The sequence below is a fragment of the Nitrosomonas sp. genome, assembly GCF_040240425.1.
GTDB lineage: Bacteria > Pseudomonadota > Gammaproteobacteria > Burkholderiales > Nitrosomonadaceae > Nitrosomonas.
This window is the reverse complement of the sequence record NZ_QPHG01000041.1, coordinates 1-26,425: the sequence shown is the minus strand read 5'-3', so window position 1 is coordinate 26,425 and position 26,425 is coordinate 1. Positions and strand designations below refer to the sequence as shown.

The 26,425-nt window shown below is 45.0% G+C and carries 26 protein-coding genes and 2 pseudogenes; 17 read left to right on the top strand and 11 right to left on the bottom strand.

The annotated features are described in order from the left end of the window. The 9 genes from DU481_RS13105 to DU481_RS13065 all read left to right on the top strand — a co-directional run. On the top strand, nt 1-1,303 hold a 1,303-nt coding region (locus DU481_RS13105; RefSeq protein ID WP_502889973.1), incomplete at its 5' end, for a TraG/VirB4 family ATPase. Beyond that, nucleotides 1,300-2,064 (top strand): VirB8/TrbF family protein, encoded by a 765-nt coding sequence (locus tag DU481_RS13100; RefSeq protein ID WP_350135246.1) that lies wholly within the window; start codon nt 1,300-1,302, stop codon nt 2,062-2,064. The genes DU481_RS13105 and DU481_RS13100, both read left to right, overlap by 4 nt. 14 nt (nt 2,065-2,078) lie before the next feature. Next, nucleotides 2,079-2,987 carry a P-type conjugative transfer protein TrbG gene (trbG, locus tag DU481_RS13095; RefSeq protein ID WP_350135243.1) on the top strand — a complete coding sequence of 303 codons (909 nt, stop codon included), beginning with the start codon at nt 2,079-2,081 and terminating at the stop codon, nt 2,985-2,987. Next, on the top strand, nt 2,987-3,484 hold the full coding sequence (locus tag DU481_RS13090; protein ID WP_350135241.1) for a conjugal transfer lipoprotein TrbH: 498 nt from the start codon (nt 2,987-2,989) through the stop codon (nt 3,482-3,484). The genes trbG and DU481_RS13090 overlap by 1 nt, the downstream gene beginning before the upstream one ends. Nucleotides 3,485-3,497: 13 nt before the next feature. Next, entirely contained in the window at nt 3,498-4,907 is a 1,410-nt protein-coding gene (locus tag DU481_RS13085; RefSeq protein ID WP_350135238.1) for a TrbI/VirB10 family protein, read from the top strand. 17 nt (nt 4,908-4,924) lie between these two features. Continuing rightward, nucleotides 4,925-5,725, top strand: a complete 801-nt coding sequence (gene trbJ / locus DU481_RS13080) for a P-type conjugative transfer protein TrbJ (RefSeq protein ID WP_350135235.1) — start codon at nt 4,925-4,927, stop codon at nt 5,723-5,725. Nucleotides 5,726-5,748: 23 nt separating this feature from the next. Beyond that, nucleotides 5,749-5,952, top strand: coding sequence for a hypothetical protein (locus DU481_RS13075; protein WP_108697931.1), 204 nt, complete (start codon nt 5,749-5,751; stop codon nt 5,950-5,952). Nucleotides 5,953-5,994: 42 nt separating this feature from the next. Next, nucleotides 5,995-7,083: a P-type conjugative transfer protein TrbL gene (trbL, locus tag DU481_RS13070; RefSeq protein WP_108697932.1), complete on the top strand. Its 1,089-nt coding sequence runs from the start codon at nt 5,995-5,997 to the stop codon at nt 7,081-7,083. Between the two features lie 28 nt (nt 7,084-7,111). Further along, entirely contained in the window at nt 7,112-7,546 is a 435-nt protein-coding gene (locus DU481_RS13065) for a lysozyme family protein (protein WP_108697933.1), read from the top strand. Nucleotides 7,547-7,701: 155 nt separating this feature from the next. On the opposite strand, the gene DU481_RS13060 is transcribed toward DU481_RS13065, so the two are convergent. From DU481_RS13060 to DU481_RS13030, 7 genes and pseudogenes are all read right to left on the bottom strand, one after another. Continuing rightward, nucleotides 7,702-7,815, bottom strand: coding sequence for a hypothetical protein (locus DU481_RS13060; protein WP_350135248.1), 114 nt, complete (start codon nt 7,813-7,815; stop codon nt 7,702-7,704). A 632-nt stretch (nt 7,816-8,447) separates the two neighbouring features. Continuing rightward, the gene (locus DU481_RS13055) at nt 8,448-9,080 is read right to left on the bottom strand and encodes a hypothetical protein (protein WP_108697936.1); all 633 of its coding nucleotides are present in this window, start codon (nt 9,078-9,080) and stop codon (nt 8,448-8,450) included. Nucleotides 9,081-9,149: 69 nt separating this feature from the next. After that, the gene (gene yut / locus DU481_RS13050) at nt 9,150-10,085 is read right to left on the bottom strand and encodes an urea transporter (RefSeq protein WP_108697937.1); all 936 of its coding nucleotides are present in this window, start codon (nt 10,083-10,085) and stop codon (nt 9,150-9,152) included. Nucleotides 10,086-10,099: 14 nt separating this feature from the next. Next, entirely contained in the window at nt 10,100-10,696 is a 597-nt protein-coding gene (locus DU481_RS13045; RefSeq protein WP_350135230.1) for a TetR/AcrR family transcriptional regulator, read from the bottom strand. 71 nt (nt 10,697-10,767) lie between these two features. Beyond that, the gene (locus tag DU481_RS13040; RefSeq protein ID WP_108697939.1) at nt 10,768-11,952 is read right to left on the bottom strand and encodes a flavin-containing monooxygenase; all 1,185 of its coding nucleotides are present in this window, start codon (nt 11,950-11,952) and stop codon (nt 10,768-10,770) included. A gap of 86 nt (nt 11,953-12,038) precedes the next feature. Further along, nucleotides 12,039-12,602, bottom strand: coding sequence for an OsmC family protein (locus DU481_RS13035; RefSeq protein ID WP_108697940.1), 564 nt, complete (start codon nt 12,600-12,602; stop codon nt 12,039-12,041). A 189-nt stretch (nt 12,603-12,791) separates the two neighbouring features. Beyond that, nucleotides 12,792-13,132: pseudogene (locus tag DU481_RS13030) on the bottom strand (transposase); the annotation flags it as partial. Nucleotides 13,133-13,331: 199 nt separating this feature from the next. Here DU481_RS13030 and DU481_RS13025 point away from each other — a divergent pair. Both DU481_RS13025 and DU481_RS13020 read left to right on the top strand, forming a co-directional pair. Beyond that, a pseudogene (locus DU481_RS13025) lies at nt 13,332-14,008 on the top strand (IS1595 family transposase). A gap of 161 nt (nt 14,009-14,169) precedes the next feature. Next, entirely contained in the window at nt 14,170-15,168 is a 999-nt protein-coding gene (locus DU481_RS13020; RefSeq protein ID WP_108697941.1) for an arsenic resistance protein, read from the top strand. 773 nt (nt 15,169-15,941) lie between these two features. On the opposite strand, the gene DU481_RS13015 is transcribed toward DU481_RS13020, so the two are convergent. Both DU481_RS13015 and DU481_RS13010 read right to left on the bottom strand, forming a co-directional pair. Beyond that, complete coding sequence (locus tag DU481_RS13015; RefSeq protein ID WP_146158803.1) at nt 15,942-16,208, bottom strand: hypothetical protein; 267 nt, start codon at nt 16,206-16,208, stop codon at nt 15,942-15,944. Between the two features lie 345 nt (nt 16,209-16,553). Then, nucleotides 16,554-18,116, bottom strand: coding sequence for a sigma 54-interacting transcriptional regulator (locus DU481_RS13010; RefSeq protein ID WP_108697943.1), 1,563 nt, complete (start codon nt 18,114-18,116; stop codon nt 16,554-16,556). Between the two features lie 264 nt (nt 18,117-18,380). On the opposite strand from DU481_RS13010, the gene DU481_RS13005 reads away from it, so the two are divergent. The 6 genes from DU481_RS13005 (at nt 18,381) to DU481_RS12980 (ending at nt 24,890) form a co-directional block, all read left to right on the top strand. After that, the gene (locus tag DU481_RS13005; RefSeq protein ID WP_108697944.1) at nt 18,381-19,034 is read left to right on the top strand and encodes a beta-class carbonic anhydrase; all 654 of its coding nucleotides are present in this window, start codon (nt 18,381-18,383) and stop codon (nt 19,032-19,034) included. Nucleotides 19,035-19,136: 102 nt separating this feature from the next. Then, nucleotides 19,137-19,379: an FmdB family zinc ribbon protein gene (locus DU481_RS13000; protein WP_108697945.1), complete on the top strand. Its 243-nt coding sequence runs from the start codon at nt 19,137-19,139 to the stop codon at nt 19,377-19,379. After that, nucleotides 19,273-21,126 carry a bifunctional protein tyrosine phosphatase family protein/NAD(P)/FAD-dependent oxidoreductase gene (locus DU481_RS12995; RefSeq protein WP_502889972.1) on the top strand — a complete coding sequence of 618 codons (1,854 nt, stop codon included), beginning with the start codon at nt 19,273-19,275 and terminating at the stop codon, nt 21,124-21,126. Before DU481_RS13000 ends, DU481_RS12995 begins: the two co-directional genes overlap by 107 nt. 5 nt (nt 21,127-21,131) lie before the next feature. Then, nucleotides 21,132-21,953: a sulfite exporter TauE/SafE family protein gene (locus DU481_RS12990; RefSeq protein WP_108698006.1), complete on the top strand. Its 822-nt coding sequence runs from the start codon at nt 21,132-21,134 to the stop codon at nt 21,951-21,953. 594 nt (nt 21,954-22,547) lie between these two features. Further along, a complete protein-coding gene (locus tag DU481_RS12985; protein WP_219909037.1) occupies nt 22,548-23,636 on the top strand; it encodes a hypothetical protein in 1,089 nt (362 codons plus the stop codon). A 792-nt stretch (nt 23,637-24,428) separates the two neighbouring features. Then, nucleotides 24,429-24,890, top strand: a complete 462-nt coding sequence (locus DU481_RS12980; RefSeq protein ID WP_108697947.1) for a methyltransferase family protein — start codon at nt 24,429-24,431, stop codon at nt 24,888-24,890. Nucleotides 24,891-25,034: 144 nt separating this feature from the next. Here DU481_RS12980 and DU481_RS12975 read toward each other — a convergent pair whose 3' ends face one another. Together DU481_RS12975 and DU481_RS12970 are read right to left on the bottom strand one after the other, a co-directional pair. After that, a complete protein-coding gene (locus DU481_RS12975; RefSeq protein WP_108697948.1) occupies nt 25,035-25,829 on the bottom strand; it encodes a class I SAM-dependent methyltransferase in 795 nt (264 codons plus the stop codon). Between the two features lie 96 nt (nt 25,830-25,925). Continuing rightward, a partial coding sequence (locus tag DU481_RS12970) for an IS256 family transposase (RefSeq protein WP_350135221.1) occupies nt 25,926-26,425 on the bottom strand: 500 nt, incomplete at its 5' end.

The following is a 26,425-nucleotide window of genomic DNA, read 5'->3' as shown; positions in this document are numbered from 1 at the left end:
TAACACGATGGATGCCTATCTGGGTAGCCTGCCAGGTCATGGTGTCGAGAATGTGCGCAGACCCCTCATAAATACCATGAATCTGGCCGATCTGTTGCCGGTCAATACTATCTGGACCGGCAAGGAAACCGCACCCTGTCCGATGTATCCGCCCAATTCACCACCCTTGATGCACTGCGTGACACAAGGCGCTACGCCTTTCCGGCTGAATTTGCATGTGCGCGATTTAGGTCACACCTTCATGTTCGGCCCCACCGGAGCGGGCAAATCGACGCACCTGGCACTGATTGCCGCGCAGTTGCGACGTTATCCAGGTATGTCGATTTATTGCTTTGATAAGGGCATGTCGATGTATCCGTTGACCAAAGCCGTGGGTGGACAGCATTTCACGGTAGCGGGCGATGATGAGTCGCTGTCTTTTTGTCCATTGCAGTTCTTGCAGTCCAAGGGTGATCGTGCCTGGGCGCTGGAATGGATTTGTTTGATGGTTGAATTGAATAACATCACCGTCACCCCATTACAGCGTAATGAAATCAGCCAGGCCATTACTAACATGCATCAAAGCGGCTCAAAGACCTTATCGGATTTGTCAGTGACGATCCAGGATGAGTCTATACGCGAAATTCTTCGGCAATACACCATCGACGGCATGATGGGGCACTTACTCGATGCTGAAGCCGATGGATTGAATCTCTCGACCTTCACCACGTTCGAGATCGAGGAATTGATGAATCTCGGTGATAAATACGCACTTCCCACGCTTTTGTATCTATTCCGTCGCATTGAGCGCAGCCTTCATGGTCAACCTTCCGCCATTATTCTCGATGAAGCCTGGCTCATGTTGGGGCATCAGGTGTTTCGTGCCAAGATCCGAGAATGGCTCAAGGTCATGCGTAAAAACAATTGCTTGGTATTGATGGCAACACAAAGTTTGTCGGATGCGGCCAACAGCGGGATTCTCGATATGATTGTTGAATCCACCGCCACCAAGATATTTCTACCCAATGTATTTGCGCGTGATGAAGAGGCATCAGCACTCTATCGGCGCATGGGCTTGAATACGCGTCAGATTGAGATCTTGGCTTCTGCTATACCTAAACAGCAATATTACACCGTGTCCGAAAACGGCAGGCGGCTCTACGATCTGGCACTTGGGCCATTGGCGTTAGCTTTTGTGGGATCCACGGATAAGGAATCGATTGCAACCATCAAAAACCTGCATGAGAAGCATGGAGACAAATGGGTTCAAGAATGGCTGGCAATCAAGGGGTTAACGTTATCTGATTATGGAGTGGCCGCATGAATATGATCCACGAACTATTCAAGTTAAAGCCGGATGCGGATGAGACTATGCGCGCCAATGACGACAGGATGGAAGGCGGTCGCCGCTCGGGTGAGAATGAAAATCCCTATCTGTCAGCACGGCGCACCTGGAATGATCACATGCGGGAAGTAATTGCTTCGCGCACTATGTGGCAAATGCTAGCTCTTCTTTGTTTATTGATTGCGCTCGCCGGTATAGGAGGGGTGATTGCCATCGGTAGCCAGTCCAAATTCATTCCCTATGTCGTTCAAGTCAATAAACTGGGAGAAGCCATCGCGGTTTCCCGTGCGGATATCGCTACTGTGATTGACCCGCGCGTAGTGCATGCATCGGTAGCATCGTTTATTAATGATTTGCGCATGGTCACACCGGATATCGCCTTGCAGCGGCGTGCTATCTTTCGTGCGTATGCCATGTTATCCAATAACGATCCTGCAACAGTAAAAGCGAACGAATGGTTCAATAGTAGTGAAACCAGCAGTCCTTTTAGACGCGCTGAAACACAAACGGTTAATGTTGAAATCATATCAGTGATTCCCCAATCGCCAGAGACCTGGCAGGTCGATTGGCTGGAGAAAGTCTATGACCGGCAAGGGCACTTAACCGAGCCGCCTTTCAAAATGCGTGCATTATTGAGAATCTATAACAAGCCGACCACACAAAGCACGACGGAAGAACAGATCAGAAATAACCCGCTGGGTATTTATATCCAGGATTTCTCCTGGTCGAAACAAACATAAAGGGGTCACTCATCATGAAACCGTTATTCGCTTTAAGTATCCTGAGCACATTGATTTTGTCCATCGGATTCGTTGCCCCAAACTATGCCAACGGCTTGTCAGAAGCGTATTTCACCGATAAGAATCCTCAATTAACCCCACAGGAACGTGCTGCCATTGATCTGGCCAAGAAGTGGCAGGCAGTCAATCCCACCGGCACAAAGCCTGTTGCAGGGCCGGATGGATCCATCCGTTTTCTGTTTGGCTCGCAGCAACCCAGCATCGTCTGTGCGGTATTGCAGGTATGCGATATTGAATTACAGCCGGGTGAGCAGGTTAATTCCATTCACTTGGGCGATCAGGCTCGCTGGCTGATTGAACCGGCAGTGACCGGTCAAGGATCTTCTGAGGTGCAACATTTGATTGTAAAACCACTGGATGTGGGGCTGGAAACATCGCTGGTGGTGACGACTAACCGGCGCACGTATCACATGCGCCTGAGGTCTCACCGGCGCGATTTTATGCCGAGAGTCAGTTTTAATTATCCGGAAGATGCGCTGATTAAATGGGATGCGATCAGAGATAAAGAAAGCCATGTGATGGGAATCAGGAAATCACGCACTCTTCCTGAAACCGGAGAATATCTGGGCAATCTGGATTTTGCGTATGCAGTGTCTGGCGATGCTGCCTGGAAACCGCTGCGAGTCTATAACGACGGTCAGAAAACCATCATACAAATGCCTGCCATTATGGCACAGACAGAAGCACCAACTTTGTTACTGTTGAACAAAGAAGGTGGTATTTTTAGTGATGATGAAACGGTCATGGTGAATTACCGCTTGCAGGGTGATCGCTATATTGTCGACACCGTATTTGACAAGGCGATTCTGATTGCGGGTGTGGGCGGCAGTCAAAGCCGGGTGATGATTACGCGGGGGAATTGATGATGGATAAAATGATCACCGCATCCCACTCTATTTTTATCCTTATGTTGGTTTTATTGCTATTGAATGGTTGTGCTACGCAACCATATGGCAGTTTTATTCAAGATCCTTCACCCATATACAGTCATCAATACAGCAAAGTAATGGCTGATGACGTGACAGCCCAAATAGTGCGGCTGTACCCGGCGGCCAATACGCAATTCAATTTGCGCCATGTGGTTAATGATCCGTTTGGTCATGCCTTGATCGAGAACCTGAGACTGGCAGGGTTTGCAGTTCAGGAAGCGACTCAGCAATCAATTCAGCAGCAAATCTTTGCTGCGCCGCATCAACCTGATACTGAACCGCAAAAAGGATCCACGCTAAGTTACATCGTAGATCAGTCGGGTGATTTGTATCATGTCAAACTCATGATTGACGATATGCGATTGTCGCGCGCATTCGCGGTACAGGCCGACAGTATCCATCCTGCCGGTCTTTGGGTGAGAAAAGAATAAGGGGGTAAGAGTGATGTCAACCAATTCAAAACTCCTGTCGCCTGATTCATCCCCGGATGTAGTTGCCAAAAACGTTGGGGTGCGGCGCGTCAATAACCTGCCGATTGTTATCTTTGGCGCAATCATGCTGATATTCATGTTGCTTATGATGATCGTCGCCATGAATCGCGCAGCTGAACGCGGTCAATACGATTTTGATGGTAATCATGATGCTCAGTCGAGCAATTCTTTTGCCGCACTGATTGCCAAGGACTATATCGGCGGCATTATCGAACCCAAAACTCAGACTAAAACTCCTGATTTAACCGAAAAAGCACCCCTACAGGGAATTATTATTGAACGACCAGCGGATCTGGATCGGCCGCCTTTGCCGCCCTTTATGGATACTGTCGATCCATCGCTTCACGCTGATATTGCGCATATTCGGATGCTAAAACGCCAGCAAATGGAAGAAGCGATCAAGGCCAAAACCAATGTGAATGTCGTTGCACCGAGAAGCTCAGGATCATCGCCGAATTTAGCCAACGCCGGTGCACCTAAAACACGCGAGGAAATGTTGGCAAAATTGGCATCGGTGCGTCAACAGATCGATGTAAACCTGCGCGAAGATCCTACGGCGGCTTATCATGCGCGCCTGGCGCAGTTGCGGCAGGATGGGGGGGCGAGTGTAGCCGGAGGAATGGGAATGGGTAGAAGTGATGAATTCATGGATGATGGAACACCTCGCTTGCTGGATGACGAGGCTGGTGCTCGGGATAAGGATTATTCGCGCTTTGATTCAGCGAGTGGCGAGGAACGCTGGAAATTGAATAGCGAAGTGCAAAAGCCCGCATCGCCTTATGTCCTGCAAACAGGATTTGTAATACCGGCAACTCTGATATCCGGTATTAATTCCAGCCTGCCAGGGCAGATCATGGCACAGGTGAGTCAGCATATTTATGATTCCCCGATAGGCAAATGGCGCTTGATTCCGCAGGGATCCAGATTGGTGGGTACTTATTCCAGCGAAGTGGAATTCGGTCAGGCGCGTGTGCTGGTCGCTTGGCAGCGCATTATCTTCCCGGATGGCAAGACCATGGATATCGGTGCAATGCCGGGTGCTGATGGGGTGGGTTATGCAGGGTTTAAGGATCTGGTGAATAACCATTACCTGCGCATCTTCGGCTCAGCGCTGATCATGTCGGCGATCGTGGCCGGTGCCGCGTACAGTCAACGTGATGCAGGGGGTGCGTTCGGGCGGCAAAATGCCGGTAGCATCATGAGTCAGTCATTGGGTCAGCAATTGGGGTTGGTGACCGCCAATCTCATTCGGAAAAACCTGAATATATCACCCACCCTTGAAATCAGGCCAGGGTATCGCTTTAACATCATTGTGACCAAAGACATGAAGTTCTCTAAGCCATACCAATCATTTGATTATTAATGACAGGAGGTTCAAACATGACAAACAGTAAAAATCTAACCACCCGATTGATCATGATACTGCTTGTGCTGGGTAATACTGGTTATTCACCGGTTATAAAAGCCGGTGGAATGGCTGTCATTGATGTGGCAAATATCAAGCAAACCACGATTACCGCGCTTGAAGCAATTGAACAGACACAAAAGCAAATAGAGCAGTATCAGACGCAATTGCAGCAATATGAGAACATGATTCGAAACACCATGGCACCGCCTGCATATGTCTGGGCGAAAGTGGAGTATGCGATGAACAAGCTCATCAATTTGACCAATACCATACGCTATTATGAACAGCAGTATGGCGGACTGGATGGTTATATGCAGCGGTTTCGCAATGTTGAATATTATCGCAGTTCCCCGTGTTTTAGTTTGCAGGAAAAATGCAATGAGGGCGCCTGGAAACTCCTGAAGGAAGGACAAAATACCAGTACGGACGCACAAAAAAATGCCAATGATTCGTTATTACGGGGTTTAAGCGAACATCAGAATCAGATTCCAGTGGATGCTGCTCACCTGCAAGTCCTGCAACAAAAAACCGAGTCGGCCCAGGGACAAATGGAAGCCCTACAATATGCCAACCAGTTGGCCGCGTACCAGGCAAATCAGTTGCTGCAAATGCGTCAAATGCTCATTGCCCAGCATAATGCTGCCAATACGCTAAGTCAGGCCGAGGTAGACCAAAAGGCCATGCAACAGGCTGCGCGTGAGGCGGCAACCAAGCGATTGAGTCCTGAAATACTGCCAGTGGGTAGAAACTGGTCTGTCAGGGACGCCTTTTGAAACTCTAACCTAAGGAGATACCGATGAAAAAAGGTCATTTGATTATTGCAGTTATCTGTTCATTGACTTTGTTGCTGTTGTCAGGGTGTTATAAGGATGGAGATGGCAAGCTTGAATTGAAGGAGCCTAAGAAAGAATTAAGTGAAATGCCGCCTGGAATTAGATGGACTATTAACGGGCCAGTAGATGAAACGGATAATCCAATTGAATTAGAAAAAGCAAAATAGTTGTTCGCCTAAAATTGCGAGAAGAATCAGGAGATCAAACGTATGTACAAATTATTATGTGTCTTATTAAGTACCTTGCTTCTGATATTTCTTTCTACAAAGGCATCTGCTGAGCTGGCCTACATTGATCCAGCAACCAATCAGAGCGTGCTGGATCAAGTTGTCCAAAAGTTTTGGACAAAGGTTAAGAGCTGGCAAAATGTTGTTCAGGCCGCGGCCGAGCGTTTGTTCTGGACGTTGGTGCTGATTTCGATGGTGTGGACATTTGGAATGATGCTGTTGCGCAAAGCCGATATCGCGGATTTCTTTGCCGAGTTCACCCGTTTTATTATCTTTACAGGCTTTTACTTCTGGTTACTAACCAATGCCGTATCAGGCCACAATATTGCAGGGACAATCATAGATTCGATGCAGCAACTAGGCGGAACTGCCGCCGGTTTGCCGAGTGGAGCCAGTCATGCCAGTATCATGCACACAGGTATTTTAATCTGGAACCAGGCAACGAATAGTCTTACATTCATGCAGCCTATGGATAGTCTGATGGGTTTTGTCATTTCGTTGATTATTTTAATTATCCTGACAGTAATTGCGGTCAACATGCTGCTTTTGCTGATATCAGGATGGGTGTTAATGTATGCGGGTATCTTCTTTTTGGGTTTTGGTGGCGCTCGTTGGACATCCGACATCGCCATAAACTACTTTAAAACAGTTCTGGGTGTTGGTATTCAGCTATTTGTGATGCTTCTGATCGTTGGTATTGGCAGTGATCTGTTATCCAGTTTTTACGCCAAAATGGGTAAAAACGTTCTGAATTATGAAGAACTGGCGGTTATGCTGATTTTTACGATTGCATTTTTTGTGTTGATTTCAAGATTGCCGCTGTTGCTGGCTGGCATTATAACGGGTAGTAGCATAGGTTCTGCTGTCGGAATTGGCAGTTATGGCGCCGGTGGTTTTATGGCGGCGGCAGGTACGGCGGTAGCCGTTGCCTCTTATGGCGGCACACTGGCAGCCGGTCGGCTGACAGCAGCAAGGAGTGCAGGAACGGATGCTTTGCGTAATGCCATAGAAAAAGGCCAGGCTCAGGAATCGTCAGGTGTGAACAATATTTCGCAAGGAGGGGGTAAATAATGGATAGGGCATTTAACCGATTCGACCGATGATGAATTTGCCGCCGGATATGCAAGAAAGAGTGGTGTGCTCAATTATAGCCGCCATCAAGTATGAAATACCCGCCAATATCTTACTGGCGATAGCCGAAAAAGAGGGTGGCAAGCCAGGTCAATGGGTCAATAATAGGAATGGCACTTACGATGTTGGTTCTATGCAGTTTAATACCTCATACCTACAAGATTTATCCAAATATGGCATCACGGCTGAGCATGTGGCAAGAGTTGGTTGTTATGCCTATGATCTGGCCGCCTGGCGGGTGCGTCTGCATATCAGGAATGACAAGGGCGACATCTGGACAAAAGCAGCCAATTATCATTCACGGACTCCAAAATATAATGCAAAGTATCGCTCTGATTTGATTGCCAGAGCTGTTAAATGGGCTGATTGGTTGGAAGAACGGATTACTTCAGCTATGGATTAATGATAGTCGCTTTCTTGAAGATGGCACTTCTAGCAATTATGGTGACTACCTTTTGCAGGGCGATTTAGCATAAATTTGGCACAGTTGGATTCTTTTGTCTTTTTAGCCCACCGGATCAAAATCCAACACTTTTTGCTATTCATTAGATACAAATTTTATAAATTTTTTGAAAATTTGTCAGTGTTTTTGATATTTCTACTGACAATTGCCAAAGCTTGTTTGATCGCTTGCAGATATTGACTCTCAAGTCTACTTTGTTTTTTGCCAATTCGAGAGATATCAACCGCACGTAATTGATTGAGACTAATATTACGATTCGGTCAAAGCCTGAACGAGTGAGTATTTCTTTGATGGGGTCGATTGCATGACAGGAAATGGGATTGAACAGGAATCTGGGCGTATCCGACGGAAAGAATTGATTAAGTACTTCGAAACTCAACCTGGCGAATGGATTGTAGTGTTCCGAGCCCCAGACATTGAACAAGTAACACCCGCCATGTCTCAATGTCCGGTGGATTTCGCGAAAAGGCATTTCTTTATCAAAAAATATGAATTGTTCATGAGGAAGAAATTTCGCATGGGCAACATCCAGCATGGAATTACTGGTGTCGATTGCAGTCAGTTGTGTGTTGCGAGCATATTACGCAACTTACGGGTATTATACCAGCACCGACGGCAACTTCAAGCACGTCCTTAAGTGATCTTTCCACGGTACGTTGTGCGATGTCGGCGCCATAGTGCTCGAAAAGCACCGGGCCGAGGTCTTGATCGTAAGGGATAGCGACGTTGCCAAAATAACCTGTCATTGAGTTCTCCAGTAAACGTTAACTGATAGGATAAAGTGTCTGATCGACCATAGTACGGTGGTCAAATGACCGGATCTTTATAAGCAGAAGAAAAACTAATCGACCATTCGTCTGAGATTATATAAAAAGACAGCTACCGCGCTTAGTAAGAGCAAAGGCCAGAACTGAATGAAAGGCTCATACCATTCCGTGCCGACCGTGATCGGGATTTCCAGATTGAATTCAGCCTGGTGCTCATCTATTCCGGAGAGACGGAATATGTATTCTCCCGTTTCCTTAATACGAATTTCCTGGGAAATGATGCCTGAATGATAATTTCCGGCAGGAGCCGAAAGAAGTGGTTGCCCTGATTTTCCATCGACTTCCCTGAACAGGGTAAGTGCTACGGGCTGTTCCCGTATAGTTACGGGATATAACAGATCGATGGTAATACTGAGCAGGCCCGGGCCGGGTATTTTTCCACACAGAATTGGAGCGGCCATTGCACTCAATGCATCTTCCGGTATTTCATAGTCATCAGGAATAAAATAAGCGGAATAGCCGATCAATAATGTATCGGACTCGATCGTGCAGGTGCCGCCACGAAAGCCTTTGGGATAAGTTTCCGATCTGTCTCCCTGAGAGCTTACGTGAAACTGCATGCCGATCACAACGATGCTCATCAATATTCCCGTGACAATTACAAGGCGCCGGGTGTGGATCGATAAATTCTGCCAGATTGTGGTCATAAACTCCTCCTGGAAATGTTTTCTGGAATCGAAAAGGGGATAATTTGCTTAACTCATTGCTGCCGAAAATCAGTATCTGGATTTACTCGCAATAAACAGGACTACCCATAAGGTAAGAATAAAGGGAGATGCCAGAACGGGCAGACCCATGGGTGTCAGTAGACTAGATAATACTGCTTGGCATAACACTGCCAGAATACCAGCTAATACTGCCAGCGCAGCACTTTTAGCAGTAGGTTCAAGAAAAACCCACCCTACCGCAATCATAGTCAGGACCGGATTGAATCCATACAGCCCTATCTCGATTACCTCCTGGCTAATCCCAATCAGCGCTGGCAAGACAACCCCGATGATTGCTCCGCCTATGGCCATGAGTGCGCCACGCAGCGAAGCGATCGCAATACCCATTAAAAGTAAACCGCCGGCAAGGATACTGTCAGTAAGGATAACTTGGCTTAGACTTCTTGCTAGCGCGCTAAACCACGTTTCGATAGGTATGGCCCCTATTTCTATCGCAGTTGTTTGAGTGCTTGCTGCGGGTAATGCTGGTCGTGCATAACTATCAAATGCGTATATCGTTATCAAAAACAACCAGCTAGTCAGGACGAATGGCGAGGTTGCAGCTGGAATCTTAAAGTTCTGGAGAATTCTCGCCAGAGTAACCCACACGATGCTTGACAGCATCGAGGCAAGTACAATGTAGAGCCAGAGCTGAGGCGTTTGCTCGAGAAATAGAAACAGGCAGGGCCCTACCAGAGTGCCGTTAAATCCATATAATCCAGCATCAATATCATCCTCGCAGAATCTGAGAGCATACGCGGTAACCGTACTGCTGATTACCCCAACGGTTGCAGCCAGCCCCAAGATTACTCCACCAGCATAGAATGCAGCCAGAACAATGAATCCCGTTACGGCATTGCAGCAGAAAACTACCTGTCCCGCACCTCTTAAAATTACTCGCAAGGGTTGGGGCAGCGCTCTGTCAATATGTAGCGACCAGTTCAAGGTAATATTCTCTCCTATGTAGCGCTGCGCAGAATATCCTCAGCAGCTAATCGTCCTATATGCGCAATTTCACCATTGCCGGTAACCATTGCTGTCACGATGGTGCCATCAATCAATAGGCTCAGTTTTTCCGTTACTATCTCGGGATTCCGTGCGCCGCTTTCCGCTACCATTGCCTGGAGTCTGGCATTTATTTTCTCCCTGTGCCCGTTGGCTATTTCCTGTATCCAGCCATTGCTCTTTTCATGTTCAGCCACGGCATTGATAAATACACAACCGAAAAAATCTTCACTGCCGAACCAGTCCTGCATTAAATCGAACAGTGCCAGGATGCGGTCGAAAGGAGAGCATTCCATTGTCGGAAGATCCAAATCAAACCAACGGAACCACATATCTGCCTCTGCCTCGAACACGGCTTTGAGCAGGTTTTCTTTCGATCCGTAATGCGTATAGAGACTGCGCCGGGATACACCCGATTCTTCAATGATTCTGGCGATACCGGTAGCATGAATGCCCACACGGCAAAACAGACGACGTGTCGTCCGCAGTATTTTTTCCTCTACTGATATTTTTCTAGGCATCGTTGTCAAGGTAATCCAGTATGCTGACATCGGCCTTCATACTGGTAGATCCATGATTTTTAAGCCATTGAGGTAAAAGAATCTCTTCAAACATTCTCACTCTATTTTGCCCCAATCTGTTTCCTGATTTTCCTGGCGATTTTGCCAGCTTCGATGCGAATTTCCCGCAACTGACCACTGAGTGGATTGACTTGTCCGATAAAGTAGAGACGGGGCGCTCCCTCGAATTCCTGGTCACCCGAAATTTTTGGCCTACCCTTCTCGTCAGCAATGCCCGGTATCTGAACAAGCTCAGGAACTCCGGTACGAAAACCGGTTCCAGCAACAATGACATCAGGTTCCAGCGTCGTCACGGTGTTATCACTATCCTGTGCTGTTCCAACAGTATTCAGAACATGTGCCATCCGCCCCGAAATTTTCTGTATCGGTCCGACGATTTTGATCCGACCGGCACGAACATCGTTAGCGAAAGGACCGTATAGAATCGGCACTACATTATTGATAGCGTATTGCCTGGTGAGGGGCATCGTTGGAAACGGGAGACCATATGCTGTCAGATCACCTATCGTTCTGCGTTGCAGAAAGCTTAGCAACATATCAACTAGATTATTGGGCAAATGCTTTAACCCTATTCCTAGGCCTACAATCGGAATACCATAAATACTTTTGGGCAAAAAGTACGGCGGTGTCCTGACAGACATCGCTACCGAGCTCGCATATTCAGTCAGTCTGCTGGCAATTTCAGCCGCAGAATTTCCGCTGCCGATCACGAGCACATGCTTTCCCGCGTAATCTTGTGCACGTTTGAATTTTGAAGAGTGAATGATTTCTCCTGGAAAAGCCTCTCTCCCTTCCCATTCAGGAATCACCGGAATACGGCAAGTGCCGATTGCCATGACAACCGCCCGGGATTCAAATTGTCGGCCATCACTGCTTGTGATCAACCAGATATCGCGGTTACGGTCATAACTGACTTTTTTAATTTCGATTCCAGTCTGTACAGTGAAACCGCCCCGAGCGGGAAATGTTTCGAGTAGATGCACGACCGCATCACGCGAAGGCCATGCTCCAGTAGATCTTGGGAATTTACTGCCTGGCAGGGCTGAAAGGAAACGACCTGTATTCAGGCGCAGACCATCATAATGATTGCGCCAGACATCCCCTACAGCAAGCGTACGTTCCAATACCAGTGGAGTCAGTTCTGCTTTTGTCAGTTCATAGGCTACCGACAAACCTGCCGGGCCTGCACCGATTACGGTCACGTCATGAATATCACTGGCTTTCATTGCTTATCTCCTTTCCTGTTTCCAACCGGGAATGTGTTCTGGCGTATATGATCCGGCCTGTAGCGTTTCGCCGTAATAAGCTGTTGTCAGTCATGTGGCATTGTGGCCTGCTCTGAATGGTGATGAATCTCGATGTTGACCGGAACCGGACGCATGATGGTGTCCGGTATGGGAGCTATCTGCTGCAGTTTTTTCAAAAGAGCGGTTACTTTGTCCAATGGCGCGTCAGTCTGTATCTCCACTACAACCGTTATATCTTCAAATCCGGGGTTGCCCGGTTCTATTGCAAAAGCCGCCCGGAAATTGACACGCCCTGAAACATGCAGGCGGAGTGATTCCACATTAATCCGGGCAACCGATAATCCGCCGATATAAGTGGCGGCAAGACAATGGCCAACGGCGGTAAGTAGAAGATCCTGCGGTGTAATACCCATGCCTCCTCCCCCATAGCGGACCGGCTCATCGCCGATGATGGTCTGATCACCATTTACGCTCGTGGTAGTGTTGTAACCGTTGTCCCAAACAACTGTCGCCTGATAGTGAGGTTTGGCAATATCGTTGTTACCCTCTATCTTAATCTGACCGTATATGACTTGGGATTGCTCAAGATCAATTCCATTGACGATATTTTTGATATTCGAGTTAACCATCGTCAGACCTCCATGACAAACAAATTAAAGAAATGAATTTTTCGCATTTGTATCCGGCATTTATATCGTCTGTTACTATTTTTTCTTTTCAAAAAAGTAGACCAGTCATTCTCTTTTTTGGGGATGATATACCGGAAATAGTAAGATGTCAAAATCAGATAAATAAATATTTATGCATCTTAACAAAGGCACTGCACACTTTATTGGAACATGCCGCGCGCAAGCGTTAAGCAGTCGTAGCGGAAGTTCATGTAACACGCGACGGCGGTTGTGAAGCGATAACAAAACTTATTTAGATATTCCTGCGAGTATTTGCCCAATACACTAGTATGTGATATGTGCCCAACAGAAATATCTTGAAATTGCCTATGATGATGTACCCAAGGCAGCCTTTTACCTGCTTTGTTTGCTGGAGTCACCCATGCGGCATGGTGTTGAGTCTCTTTCAGCGATGTCAAGCAGGGTAATGCATCACTTCTGATTTGTTGTGCTGAACGAATGTGTTGCCTGGTAAAGCGTGTTACTGAATCACCCCGGGCCGATTCATAATCTCAATAATTGCGAATGCGCGATCAAAGTTTTTTGGGGTGTGGTTATGGTTATGATCGTGGGAATGTTTATGTACCATGTATCAATTCGTTTCCCGACATGTGAATTTTCAAAGTAGCGGATAAATAAAATTGAGTCTTAGGAAGTTAAGTACTTACAAAAGTGTACTAACTTACTGAGATTAATGTTAAAAACAGATACTATTTTCGTTCTCGAATCAGAGAAGCTAAATTCAGGCAACTTATCCGCTGTTTTGCTCTGGATTTTACTGCCACAAGTACCGCACAATTGACCGATATTTCTACACGGTCTGTTAATACGATTTACCTCAAAGTCCGGCAAAGAATAGCTCAGTGTTGCGAGCTTGAATCGCCTCTTCAAGGTGCTGTAGAAGTCGACGAGTCTTATTTTGGTGCGCAACGCATCAGGGGTAAAAGAGGTCGAGGTGTTTTGGCAAAACAATTGTTTTTGGTGTATTGAAGCGCCTGGGGAAAGTATATACGGAGATTGTTCCGGATTGCTCTAAAGCCACATTGAAAACCATTATCCGTGGGCATGTAGCACCAGACATAATCATTCATTCCGATGGGTGGCACGGCTATGACGGGCTGGTCGATATCGGTTTTGATAAACACTTCAGGGTTCATCATGGCAACAACTAGTTTGCCAGTGGCGAACGGCACATTAACGGAATCGAATCTTTCTGGGGTTTTGCAAAAAGACGTTTGGCAAAGTTCAATGGCGTTCCTGAACATACCTTTTATCTACACCTGAAAGAAACAGAATTTCGATTTAATCATCGTCGTGATAATCTCTATTATGCAATTCTTAAATTACTACGTTCTAACCCGCTTTAACTTCCTAAGAACCATAAAATTATATGGAGTCGATCGAAGATTTATAGGTTGAATTACAATCGTTATACCAAAATGATCAGAATCATTGAAATAAAACGTTGCGCCAAATTATGGCACAAATTTGGCGCTGACCCGGGATGGTTTGTATTTTAAGGAAACACATGCGAAGAGAACAGCTGGAAGAAAATCAGATAGAGTTATACGCGGTAGCCTTGGCTGCCGGGGTGGGGCTTGGGTTGTGGCATCCTAACTTTGGTGCCAGCCTAGAGTATTTGATTTCCCCCGTGCTTGCGGTGCTGCTTTATAGCATGTTTACGCAGATTCCATTCCTTCAGTTGCGCGCTGCGTTCGCGAACAAACGGTTTACAGCCGCGCTATTGATAGTCAATTTCATCATCGTACCCATCGTGGTCTGGTTTTTGTCGCTTCTTTTACCGGAGCACCCACCACTGCTACTTGGGGTATATCTGGTTCTGTTAACACCTTGTATTGATTACGTTGTCGTTTTTACCCATCTTGGTCGTGGCAATGCCCGACTCGTGCTTGCTTCCACACCTTTGCTGCTGCTTACCCAGATGCTTCTTCTGCCCGTGTATCTATGGCTTTTCATGGAAGAGCAAGATGCACAAGTCATGAGTGCTGAACCATTCCTGGAAGCTTTTCTTGTATTGATTGTGCTTCCTCTGGGACTTGCCTTATCGACCGAGTTTTGGGCAAAACGCCGACGTAGCGGTGCCATCTGGCTTGAAGTCACGGCGTGGCTTCCGGTGCCCTTTATGGCAATGACATTACTTTTCGTCGTAGCATCTCAAATTGACAGAATAGACGAGTACCTTCCGGTTGTGGCACAAGTCGTGCCAGTTTATATGGCCTTCATGGCTATCATGCCGTTTCTTGCTCGCTTGACGGCATATGCGTTTCGCCTGGACACACAGGCAGGACGAGCACTCATTTTTAGCGCAGGGACGCGGAATTCGCTGGTGGTTCTGCCTTTAGCATTGGCTTTGCCGGACGGCTGGATTCTGGCATCTGTCGTCATCGTTACTCAAACGCTGGTGGAACTGGTCGGTGAGTTGATTTACATACGCTGGGTGCCTGCGATGCTCTTGCAAGAGTCTAAAAGTTTAGAAATCTCAAAAACATTTAGCAAAAAGAAATAATCAGGATCAATACGTTGCGCTTCTACCCGGGAAAGATTATGCACTCTGAAGATATTTATTCGAGGAATTATCACTTACTACCTCTTGCGGCAATAGCAATAAACAAACTCCAAACGGCGTATGGCGTGCCTCTTTTTCATGTTCGACTAGCTGAAAAGATCTCCAAATACCTCATGTAGGGCTTCGGATTGGTATCTCATCCGGGTAAGACCACTAAATTTTTCTGGCCCATCTCGGCAAGAGTGGCACCATTCACATGGTCCGTCTGGTCGAACTAAACTTAAAACCCGATCGACATAAGTATGGCGATCTGCTGGATCAGTCAAAAAATGGAACACTGCTCGGTCATGCTAAATGTCGAATCGATTCAGGAGAAATTTTGCACGGGTAATATTATCGCCTCTATCCAGTGAACAATATCCGCATGCCCCCCAACGCTGTCTGGCAACAACAAGCGCAGTTGATGATGAATCAAATACTGTCAACTCAGTATAGCCCTCGACCACAGGATCATCTACTAGCCTGGAAGTTCCTCCCTCCCACATCAATAATGGCCGCATCTTTATCGAGTCTTGTATTTTGTATTATGGATTAGTCGCAGAGACTGGTTCGCATGTTCCTGAAACCAACTGCCTGGGTCAGATGTTTTGGTAGTATATATCTAGCCTCAATGCTGCTTATTATCCATTGGTAATTTACACAAAATATCAATATCTTATATAAATTGTGAATCAGACTATATAAATCCTGTATCGTGGATATCGGATAGATTCCTAATTCTTCAGACTGACGAAGCTTAAGACGGTTCCGCAAGCTAGAATTGCACCACCTGTATCCAAAAAACTGTGAATCTGACCGGTAATATCAAACTTATCCCTATTAAGAGATTCTACCTCCATACCTTCTCCAAGCAAAAAGACTGTAACAGTATCTTCCTTGCTTACGGGAGAAAATTCCAAGCCGGAAGGTGCTCCATATAGTTTCTGGATCATTCGAGTAAATGATAATTCCGAGTTCCATTTAATCTCCTTCAATTCCATTGGTCGTCCGTTGGTTTCGATAAGAAACTAGCTGTATGCAGTATAGAATTCCTGTGTAGAATTTTGTTCAATTATTAAATTGAAATCATGCTAATCGGATTAGGGTTAGCGTGTCAGTTTCTCGTATTCGTTATGAGTACTAACACTCCGCACCAACAGCATTTATATTAGCAGTGATTTATAGAATGAATCTGTTTTTAAACGTTGTTTCTGCTTCTGTTGTAGTCTTGACGCATTGGGACTTTCTAATAATTTGACCCATACACTTCTGTTTGGGTTGAGCAAAGCTAACACTTAGGGGGCTGTCCGAATTTGCGTGGCCATTTCGAGATTGATATGATGGTTTCAATCAAAAATACGGAATTCTGCCAAGTTTATTTCGTATTTTTTTAGTTTGGCATAAACAGCACGTGAAGTAATTCCCATGTTCTCAGACACTTTTTTTATATTTCCATGGTGTTGTTTCAAAGCTGTTTCAAGGAATGATTTTTCAATTTTGGTAAGAGCATATTCTTTTTCGTCTTTCCATTCACCAATACTTTTTGTTTTAGTTGGAAGCTCTATATCCAATTCAGTCATTTCTTTGCCACTAACAAACAAGATGCTACGCTCAAGGATGTTTTCTAACTCACGAACATTGCCTGGCCAATGATAAGTGCGGATTTTCTGCATAACTTCACGGCTTACTGATTTAACCTGTTTGTTATAACGCTTATTCAATCGCTGAATGATCAATTGCACAAGATAAGGTAAATCCTCCGGTCGCTCGACCAAGGGAGGAATACTTAAACGCACTACATTGATGCGGTAGTATAGGTCATTGCGGAAGAGATCCTGTTTAACAAGTCCTTCCAGATTCTGATTTGTTGCTGAAATGATCCTTACATCAACCGCCAAGGTTTGCTTGCCGCCAACTCTCTCCAATTCTCCTTCCTGGATTACACGAAGCAATCTGGTTTGTGCAGCTGGCGACAATGAATCGACTTCATCAAGAAATAAAGTACCGCCTTCGGCTCGCTCAAAGAAACCGTGGTGTACCTCGAGGGCTCCTGTAAAAGCGCCTTTTTCATGTCCGAATAAGCTGCTTTCAATCAAGCTTTCTGGAATCGCGCCACAGTTAATGGCGATGAATGGCTTATTGTAGCGATCGCTCATTGCATGTATGGCACGTGCTATAAGCTCCTTACCTACGCCTGTTTGACCCTGAATCAGAACCGTTGCCATAGTAGGGGCAATAATCTCAATTGATTGCAGTATTTTCTGCATCATTGGTGATTTTGCGATGATTGCAGGAGGCTGATGTTTTTCTGATATTTGCCTATTTTGTTTCTGCCAAAGTCTCTGCATACTAGTTTCAATTCGGCACTGCAATTCATTCGTATCGTTGATTTCCTTAACTGGTGTCGAATCGGTATATTCCATTCCCGCATGGCCTTTTGCTGCATGTGGATTCGTGTAAATACATACATCACACTTGCCATCTTTGCGGGCTATACTTTTTTTGATTTCAACTTTGGCGTAACCAAAGTTTCTGGCCGCGATACCTCCAAATACACTGGAAGTCATTCTACATAATTCAGGAAAATTAGTAACTTGTTCACCGAAAGGACAGCGAGAATTAGTAACTGTAATACAGTCCTGATTGCTGGAGACCAGCGAAAATTTACCTCCGATATTGTTTTTGATGCCGAGTATTAGTTCGGTATAGCTTTCATTATCGAGCTGTTCATTTTTATTAGTATTTTCTCGATAAGTTTCTTCAAAAAAACATCCTGCAGTTTGGGCTATATGCTCAATCAACTCTTCACAATGCTTTTGTCCCTGCTGTTCGCTGGCATGCATCAGTTCAAGAATGAAGGTTTGCAAAAAAAAGATCGGCGTTAACTCAGAAAGAGGATTGTTATTCATAAATTATGGATGATTAGTGAAGTTAATCTTCACTTATTGAAGCATAGCTTCACTAAGCTAGCAACAAATAAAACTTAACTTATTGTAATTAATAATAAATATTATTTTTATCTTGATGGCATGGTATTTGCTATTAACTTTATTGCATCTCGAAATAACTAGGTGCACGGGTTATATACCCTAGGAAACCCTTAAGGTTCTACTGAGAAAGTAGATCGTTTTAGGGAGTTTTAAATTTCAACCTATTACCGAGGAGACTCAAAATTGAAAACTCTCAAAGAGGAACTGGATACACGCTTAGCCTCATATGATCACTGGGCACAACGTCGCCGTCATGGAGCGGGTGGGCATAATAACCGGAAGTTGTGGGTACTTGCTTGTATGGACGAACGCCTGCCGATAGATGAGGCGCTCGGTATCCATGTGGATACCCCGGCAGGTCATGGAGATGCACATTGTTTCCGTAATGCTGGAGGAATCGTCACCGACGATGCAATTCGCTCGGCGATGCTGACTTGTAATTTTTTTGGCACCACAGAAATTGTTATTGTGCAGCACACGCAATGCGGCATGCTGTCTGCAAATGCGACTGATCTGGAAAAGGCTTTTCGTGACAAGGGAATTGATCCGGATAATATCGCGTTGGATCCAACTCTGCCAGAGCAGAAGTTAGAGAAAGGTGCATTTGCCAAGTGGATCGGAATGATGGATGACGTAGATGTAACCTGCATGAAGACCATCGAAGCATTTAAAAATCACCCTCTCATTCCCAAGGATGTAGTCATCAGCGGCTGGATCTGGGAAGTTGAAACGCGCCGACTGAGAGCACCGACACGAGACACTGAAAAACGGGCCAGGACCGATGTCACTTCTGCTCAATTCGGCGTTAAAGAAAAACAACCGCCTCGTTGGAGCTAAATTTAAGAGAAAAAACCTAAAAGCGTGACCACTTGGCATCTCAAGTGGTCATATCTTAGTGTTTCTGAAAAATGCCATTCATGTAATAAATAAGGATTCCAAATGCCAACTTATGATTACTTGTGTACACAGTGCAAGCTCCAATTTGAAGTACGTCATTCAATTAACGCATCCAACCCGGATTGTTCGGCATGCGGAAACATGACAGAAAAAGTGATTCTTTTTGCCCCTGCGATGCATGGCAACATGGCACGTGGCCGTGATCTGGCAATGCGCTCGCTTCAGCCAAAACTCGATCAAACAAATCGCGGACACGCACCTGGATGCGCATGCGGCCATCATTAGCATTCATAGATATGGGTGTTATTTAAATTTGCTTGGGATGATTTGGAAGGAGAAAAAAATGAGCATAGTTACGACAAAATTGGATGAGAAATTGTTTGTTACTCGCCAAATTAGTGTAAATGATTTGGCAGAAATAGCAGCAGCGGGATATAAATCCATTATTTGCAATCGTCCTGATCATGAAGAAGGCGATATCCAGCCCTCTAGCCTGGAACTAGAAAAAGCAGCGCGCCCATTTGGAATCAATTTTATTTATTTACCCATCGAAATTGGCCCAGTCTCCACCGAAAAGATTGAATCATTCAACAAACTACTAACTGAATTGCCCGGACCAATTCTTGCTTTCTGTAATACTGGCAATCGGGCCAGGGCATTGTATGGACTGATCAGGCAAAAACAAGAGCCCGAATATGAGGATGAATTTGTCAGAGCCGCTTGCAGTTGGACAGGTGAAGCACTTGAAACAATTCACATTCCACACGCATCCCAAGACAAGTCACTTTCAGTGGCAGCTGCTTGTAATTGGGGTAATGCGTTTGACATTGTTGTGATAGGTGGTGGCGCAGCAGGAATCGGAGTGACTGCTAGTCTCATGCACCGCAGGCCTGCTCTTCGCATTGCCATCATCGAACCCTGTGATAAACATTATTATCAGCCCGCCTGGACACTGGTTGGTGGTGGCGCTTATGACATGGCACAAACGGTGCGGAACATGGCAGATGTCATTCCACCGAATGCAGAATGGGTACAAACAGCAGCGATTGGATTTGAACCGGACAACAATCTAGTTAATCTGGCAGATGGCCGTTCAATTGGCTATAGGCAATTGATCGTTTGTCCAGGTATACGTTTGGCTTGGGAAAAAATCGATGGTTTACAAGAAACACTCGGCAAAAATGGCGTCACCTCCAACTATCATTTTGATTTGGCGCCTTATACTTGGTCACTGACGAAGAATCTCAAAAGCGGCAAGGCCTTGTTTACGCAGCCTTCCATGCCGATCAAATGTGCCGGTGCTCCTCAAAAAGCCATGTATCTATCTTCTGATTATTGGTTGCGCCATCATTTGCTGGACAATATCGAAGTCGAATTCAATACGGCCGGTGCAGTATTGTTTGGTGTAGCTGATTTTGTCCCGCCACTGATGGAGTATGTGAAACGTTATCATGCAAAACTGGCATTTAATTCCAATCTGGTAAAAGTTGATGGCACCAACAAAATAGCCGTCTTCGACATCAAGGATAGCGAAGGAAATGTTACACGCATGGAAAAGCCGTTTGATATGCTGCACGTGGTACCGCCTCAGGTTGCGCCAGACTTCATCACAAAAAGCTCTTTGGCCGATGCTGCCGGATTTTGTGAGGTCAATCCCAAAACGTTGCAGCACCCGCGTTACTCCAACATCTTTTCCTTAGGAGATGCCTGCTCTTCGCCTAATGCCAAAACAGCCGCCGCAGCCAGAAAGCAAATTGTCATAGTGGCAGAAAATCTCCTGGCAGCCAAAGAAGGGAGAGAATTTCCTAATATTTATGATGGTTATGGTGCTTGTCCTCTTACGGTAGGGGATGGCAAGGTGATATTAGCCGAATTTGGTTTTGGCGGTAAATTGCTGCCCACTTTTCCACTTAATCCGACCGTGGCAAGGCGATTTGCGTGGTTTCTAAAAGCCAGATTATTTCCTTGGTTATACTGGAACGGCATGTTGAAAGGCCGCGAATGGCTCACTCGTTCAACAGGTGTAAGTTAAGTAAAATGGAACCAGACTTAATCAGCATTCTACTGGGCTCATTCACAGGCATCGTTCTTGCACTAACAGGGGCTGGCGGTGCCATCATTGCGGTGCCGCTGCTCATGTTCAGCTTGCATCTTACGGTTGCAGAAGCTGCTCCCATTGGTTTACTTGCGGTCGGCTTGTCAGCTGCAATCGGGGCATTGTTGGCATTCAGGCAAAAAATTGTCAGATACCGGGCAGCTATGCTGATCGCAGCGACAGGTGCGCTGACTGCCCCCATAGGCATATGGGCTGCACAACAGTTGCCAAACGCACCGCTGACCTTGTTGTTTGCCTGTGTGTTAATTTATGTTGCTATTCGCATGTTTCACCAAAGCCTGGATGAAAATAACAAAGACGTGAGAATAATGGCTGATCCACCTTGCCGACTGGATGAAATCGGCGAACGTTTGGTTTGGAACATCCCTTGCTTTAGAGCATTAACATTGTCAGGCACGATGGCAGGTTTTCTGTCAGGCTTACTAGGCGTAGGTGGTGGATTTGTAATCGTTCCTACACTCAAGAAAGTCACTAATCTGAACATGCAATCCATATTGGCCACATCACTCACCATTATTGCATTGGTTTCTCTGACTGGTGTTGTTTCAGCAATACTGATTGGTGCTCTGATATGGTCGATTGCTTTTCCCTTTTGTGGTGGAACTATCGCAGGAATATTGGTTGGCAGATTATTCGCTCATCGTTTTGCAGGACATAGATTGCAGCAAAGTTTTGCCATTTTAGCAATTAGTGTTGCAATTGGCTTGATTGTCAAAGTGGTTTGGAATGCATTTTTTAGTTAGTAGTCTCATTTTTCCTTCTCTTTCCGCAAGGTGGACGATAAGCTGCGTTGTATTTGATGAACCAAAAGGAGGTTGCGCTATTTACACTTGTCAGATAGTTTAATTATAACAATATGTTTTGATGATAATTTGTTCTCAAACTGGAGGAAGTAAGTTTTATGATTTTGGTATTGAATACCGGCGCATATGAAAAAGTATAGCTAACAAGTTATGCTGAATTTATACGCAAAGATATTACACCCCCTTGTCACAATTATCAGTGCCTCACAACAATTACCTTGATCAATTCGTTTGGAAAGTTGTCGTTCGATTCAATATTTTTTTGGCCCAAATGTTGTGAGAAATGTCCCGTGGGTCACTGCCATTTTCCAGCAGTTTACTCATAATAAACTCCATCAAATACTGATAGAGGAGTATATAAGAATGCAATTTAAGCAAATCAGAAACGCAACAATTTAAATTAACTAAGCAATCAAGAAAGCGCTAATTGATCTTTGACTGACATAAAGAAGAGTTATGTGCTTAGCGGTGATTGGAAAGATTTTCGGGATCGTCACATTAAATTTGGGGCTATTATTTTAAGAGGGAGCAATTATGATGAAAAGTAAACTGATTACTGCAAAACTTGGCTGCACATCGCTTGTATTGCTGTTAGTGCATGGTGTTTCTTATGCAATGCCAGGTATGCATGGAGCCGGCCACGGGAGTGCCTCGGAGTTGCCACGCATCTCAAAAAGCATGGGTGAGCCGATCAATTCGCCTGGTTCAGAAATCGAGATTACCTATAGCGCAGACGGCAAAACTGCAATTTTTGTGTCGACCCGTGAAGGTAGCCTAGAATCATCCGGTAACCCGTACAACTTCGATATATGGATGTCTCACAATGTAGATGGTGTCTGGCAACCGCCTATTCACTTAGGATCTGATATTGATCCTGCTGTCGGGCCAAATATTAATACGGCAGCTTGGGAACTGGAACCGAGTTTTTCCGATGATGGAAATGTCATCTATTTTACAAGATATGAACCCGGTAATTTATTGTCGGGTGATTTATACGTCGTTCAGAAAGTAGATGGCGTATGGCAATCGGCCAGGAACTGGAATGATGTTCCGGAACTCCCCAGCATCAATACGCCGACCGGTGAGGAACACTGTCCGATTATTGCTTCTGACAGCCTGATTTATTTCAACTATAGCCAGCCAGGGGTAACACAAGAGAGTGATATCTGGAAAGTTGAGAAGAAAAATGGGATATGGCAAAAACCGGTAAGCCTGGGATCGAAAATTAACTCTCCGCAGCGTGATCACATGCACTGGACTGGGCTGTCAAAAGATGGAAAAAGTTTAGTCGTCACCAGTATGCGGACTGATCTGGGTTCCCGTGGTGGGCATGATATGTGGATTTCACATCAAAAAGCAAATGGTGAATGGCAAGAGCCGATCAATCTCGGTGATTCCATAAATACTGACGGTGAGGACATGTGTTGGACTTTTACCCCGGATGGCAAGAAATTCACTGGTAGTTGGGGGCCGCAAGGTACTTTCGACACGGATATCCGCTGGGTTTATAAGGATGACATTCCCTTGCTGAAAGATTTTGAGCCGATAGGTCCGCCACCCAACTTGTTAACAAGTAGCAAGGCAAAACCAGTTACAGGGAACAACGAACTATCAAAACAATAAATATAGATCAAACTGGATTAAACTCGAAACAAATACCATCATAGGCTTTCACTGAGTATCTCGCGCTTTAGTCCTGTCCGATCATCGAACTGGATGTGGCTCGAAAAGCAACGTGGAGAAAAGTGTCAGCCTGTTCTTTGATTGCTATAGTAGCAGAACCGGTTTCCCTGATGGTTCGATACATCAGCACAAATTCTCAGATCTGAATGCACAAAATGCTTGAAATCTAGAGCATCATGGAGTTTGATGAGTATTGAACATAAATTCAGAAATAAATGATGGTAACGCTCATATTGGTGAGATATAAGTAAATATATTGAGGATCTATGAGTCTATACCATCTCCGGGATTGACATTCTTCTCTGTCATCATCGTGCCTCTTTCGTTAGAATGAAGAAAGAATCTGGACATCGTAATCATTGGAAAAAGATAGTGGTTATCTTACTTGTCTTGGCTGGAAGTTTTCTCTTGTCGATTGTTGGTTTCTGGGTACTTTGGAGTGGCATATTCTGGAATTATCAGTTAGTTATGTTTTTCCTATTTCTTCTACTATCATTTTCTGTGTCGCACTGGAATAAAGGAGCGGTAGGAGGTTGCATTTTTATAGCATGTGGTGTCGCTCCACTTGGGACTTTGACTACTCAGTTTAGAGATAGTAGCGGTTCACAATTGATGCACAATTCTTGTTGTGCTTACCAAGCTTATCGGAATCATTGCTGGTTATTTTTAGCGAAAACATCACTTGATTCCCATTCAGAATCTTCTAAGGATATTGCTTCATTCTAGTAAGCTATGTATTGTCTTGAACTTAAAATTCCGCCGGCTATGTTGGTTCTTTTGTTTGCAGTAGTCATGTGGTTTGTTTCATCGATGAATCCATGGGCGGTGATTCAAATTCCGGGCAAGGAGTGGGTGGCAGGGGCATTATGGTTAATAGGTTTTGCATTGATCATTGTCGCTGCCGTTGAATTTATTTCAGCAAAAACAACAGCAAATCCATTGACTCCTGGATTAGCCACTTCTATAGTCACCACCGGTGTCTATAGATTGAGCCGAAATCCCATGTATGTCGGATTTTTGTTGATGCTTGCGGCATGGGGCGTATTTTTAGCAAATGTCTTGTCTGTTTTGTTGTTACCGCTGTTTGTTGTGTATTTAAATCGATTTCAGATTATTTCGGAAGAAAATGCCCTATTGGCTAAATTTGGCGATGACTATGCCAGATATTTGAGATCGGTTCGCCGGTGGGTATGATATTTCGTATGCTACTTTATAAAGGGAAGCCATCTCAGTAAGTTAGCACACTTTAGTATGTGCTTAACTTCCTAAGACCCAAAATAATTCATTCGATATGCTAGATATTAATTTTCGATTTTAAATAACATCTGCCCGCAATACTTAAAGTCTTTCCGTTTCAAACAATATGGCTTGCATCGGATAGCGCATTGGATTTGAACCATATTCTTTTTTAAATGCCTCTGCTAACACCTTAACTATATCCTCCGGATCAACACCGCCACGATCTCTTATTTCAAAAATAACTGGCGAAAACACTAATGCACGTGCAAAAGCAGTCACATCTAAAATGTCGTATGAATGGCGCTGAACTGAGATTTCTATATTATCAAAACCAACATTTATCAGTTTTTCTTTGATGGGATCGATTTGGTGACACGAAACTGGTTCAAATAAAAAGTGGGGAGGATCTGAAGGAAAAAATTGTTTGAATACCTCAAAGCTCAAGCTCGCGAATGGATTGTACTTTTCAGAATCCCAGACACGGAACAAGTAATTGCCTCCAGGCTTCAGCATTCGATACGTCTCACGAAATGCTAGTTCTTTATCGAAAAACATAATACCGAATTGGCAGACTACAGCATCGAACGCCTCGTCTTCGAATGGTAACGCGGTAGCGTCGGCATTTTGGAAGATGATCTGTTCATTGGAAAGAAATTTTGTGCGGGCTAGTTCCATCATGGAATCGCTAATGTCCACCGCAGTCAAGTGAGTCTCTTTAGGTAACATGTCACGTAAATGACGGGTGACAATACCTGTGCCAGCTGCAATTTCAAGCACGTCGCGTGGTGATTGCTCTGAAATACGTCGCGCAGTGTCTACACCATAATAATCGAAAAGTACCGGCCCCAAATCACGATCATAAGGAATAACGACTTCATCTACATACTCTGCCATGTATAGTTCTCCGCAGTAAAAATTAATAAAAAAATAACAAAGATTCTTAGGCTATCTCGGCGGATGGGGGTGTCCTAGATTTTGTGTAAACGGTGATTAATAATGCCGAGGCATTCTTTCGTTAAATTGAATGGTAAACCTGTTTAGTGCAGGTTTCCAATCTCTTAGTGGCATAGACCATTTTTTGGCGATATTGCTGAGAGCCAAATAGTACAATTTGATCACGGCTTCATCGTTGGGAAACGATCCACGGCTTTTGCTGACTTTGCGTAGGCTCATATTGACTGACTCAATCGCATTGGTGGTATAAATGATGCGCCGTATCTCAGGCGGGTAGTCGAAAAACGGAATGATGCGCTGCCAATTATTGCGCCAAGACAGGGCAATCGGTGAATAAGCATTGTTCCACTTATCTTCGAAGTCTGCTAGCGCGTGCTCAGCCTCATCAATCGTGGCGGCGCTGTAGACCAAACGTAAATCAGCAGCGACTTCCTTGCGTTTATTCCAGCCGACGTAGTTGAGACTGTTACGTACCATGTGCACGATACAGAGTTGTACAATGGCATGTGGATAGACGGTTTCAATCGCTTCGGGAA

What these genes read in the sequence shown, in the direction of transcription:
- DU481_RS12995 (WP_502889972.1), top strand. Translation starts at nt 19,273, where the DNA reads ATGGCAACATGGCACGTGGCCGTGATCTGGCAATGCGCTCGCTTCAGC.
- DU481_RS13055 (WP_108697936.1), bottom strand. Translation starts at nt 9,080, where the DNA reads ATGACCACAATCTGGCAGAATTTATCGATCCACACCCGGCGCCTTGTA.
- trbG (WP_350135243.1), top strand. Translation starts at nt 2,079, where the DNA reads ATGAAACCGTTATTCGCTTTAAGTATCCTGAGCACATTGATTTTGTCC.
- DU481_RS13020 (WP_108697941.1), top strand. Translation starts at nt 14,170, where the DNA reads ATGCGAAGAGAACAGCTGGAAGAAAATCAGATAGAGTTATACGCGGTA.
- DU481_RS13100 (WP_350135246.1), top strand. Translation starts at nt 1,300, where the DNA reads ATGAATATGATCCACGAACTATTCAAGTTAAAGCCGGATGCGGATGAG.
- DU481_RS12975 (WP_108697948.1), bottom strand. Translation starts at nt 25,829, where the DNA reads ATGGCAGAGTATGTAGATGAAGTCGTTATTCCTTATGATCGTGATTTG.
- DU481_RS12985 (WP_219909037.1), top strand. Translation starts at nt 22,548, where the DNA reads ATGATGAAAAGTAAACTGATTACTGCAAAACTTGGCTGCACATCGCTT.
- DU481_RS13085 (WP_350135238.1), top strand. Translation starts at nt 3,498, where the DNA reads ATGTCAACCAATTCAAAACTCCTGTCGCCTGATTCATCCCCGGATGTA.
- DU481_RS13090 (WP_350135241.1), top strand. Translation starts at nt 2,987, where the DNA reads ATGATGGATAAAATGATCACCGCATCCCACTCTATTTTTATCCTTATG.
- DU481_RS12980 (WP_108697947.1), top strand. Translation starts at nt 24,429, where the DNA reads ATGTATTGTCTTGAACTTAAAATTCCGCCGGCTATGTTGGTTCTTTTG.
- DU481_RS13015 (WP_146158803.1), bottom strand. Translation starts at nt 16,208, where the DNA reads ATGGAATTGAAGGAGATTAAATGGAACTCGGAATTATCATTTACTCGA.
- DU481_RS13065 (WP_108697933.1), top strand. Translation starts at nt 7,112, where the DNA reads ATGATGAATTTGCCGCCGGATATGCAAGAAAGAGTGGTGTGCTCAATT.
- DU481_RS13045 (WP_350135230.1), bottom strand. Translation starts at nt 10,696, where the DNA reads ATGTCAGCATACTGGATTACCTTGACAACGATGCCTAGAAAAATATCA.
- DU481_RS13010 (WP_108697943.1), bottom strand. Translation starts at nt 18,116, where the DNA reads ATGAATAACAATCCTCTTTCTGAGTTAACGCCGATCTTTTTTTTGCAA.
- trbL (WP_108697932.1), top strand. Translation starts at nt 5,995, where the DNA reads ATGTACAAATTATTATGTGTCTTATTAAGTACCTTGCTTCTGATATTT.
- DU481_RS13000 (WP_108697945.1), top strand. Translation starts at nt 19,137, where the DNA reads ATGCCAACTTATGATTACTTGTGTACACAGTGCAAGCTCCAATTTGAA.
- DU481_RS12990 (WP_108698006.1), top strand. Translation starts at nt 21,132, where the DNA reads ATGGAACCAGACTTAATCAGCATTCTACTGGGCTCATTCACAGGCATC.
- trbJ (WP_350135235.1), top strand. Translation starts at nt 4,925, where the DNA reads ATGACAAACAGTAAAAATCTAACCACCCGATTGATCATGATACTGCTT.
- DU481_RS13040 (WP_108697939.1), bottom strand. Translation starts at nt 11,952, where the DNA reads ATGAAAGCCAGTGATATTCATGACGTGACCGTAATCGGTGCAGGCCCG.
- DU481_RS13075 (WP_108697931.1), top strand. Translation starts at nt 5,749, where the DNA reads ATGAAAAAAGGTCATTTGATTATTGCAGTTATCTGTTCATTGACTTTG.
- DU481_RS13035 (WP_108697940.1), bottom strand. Translation starts at nt 12,602, where the DNA reads ATGGTTAACTCGAATATCAAAAATATCGTCAATGGAATTGATCTTGAG.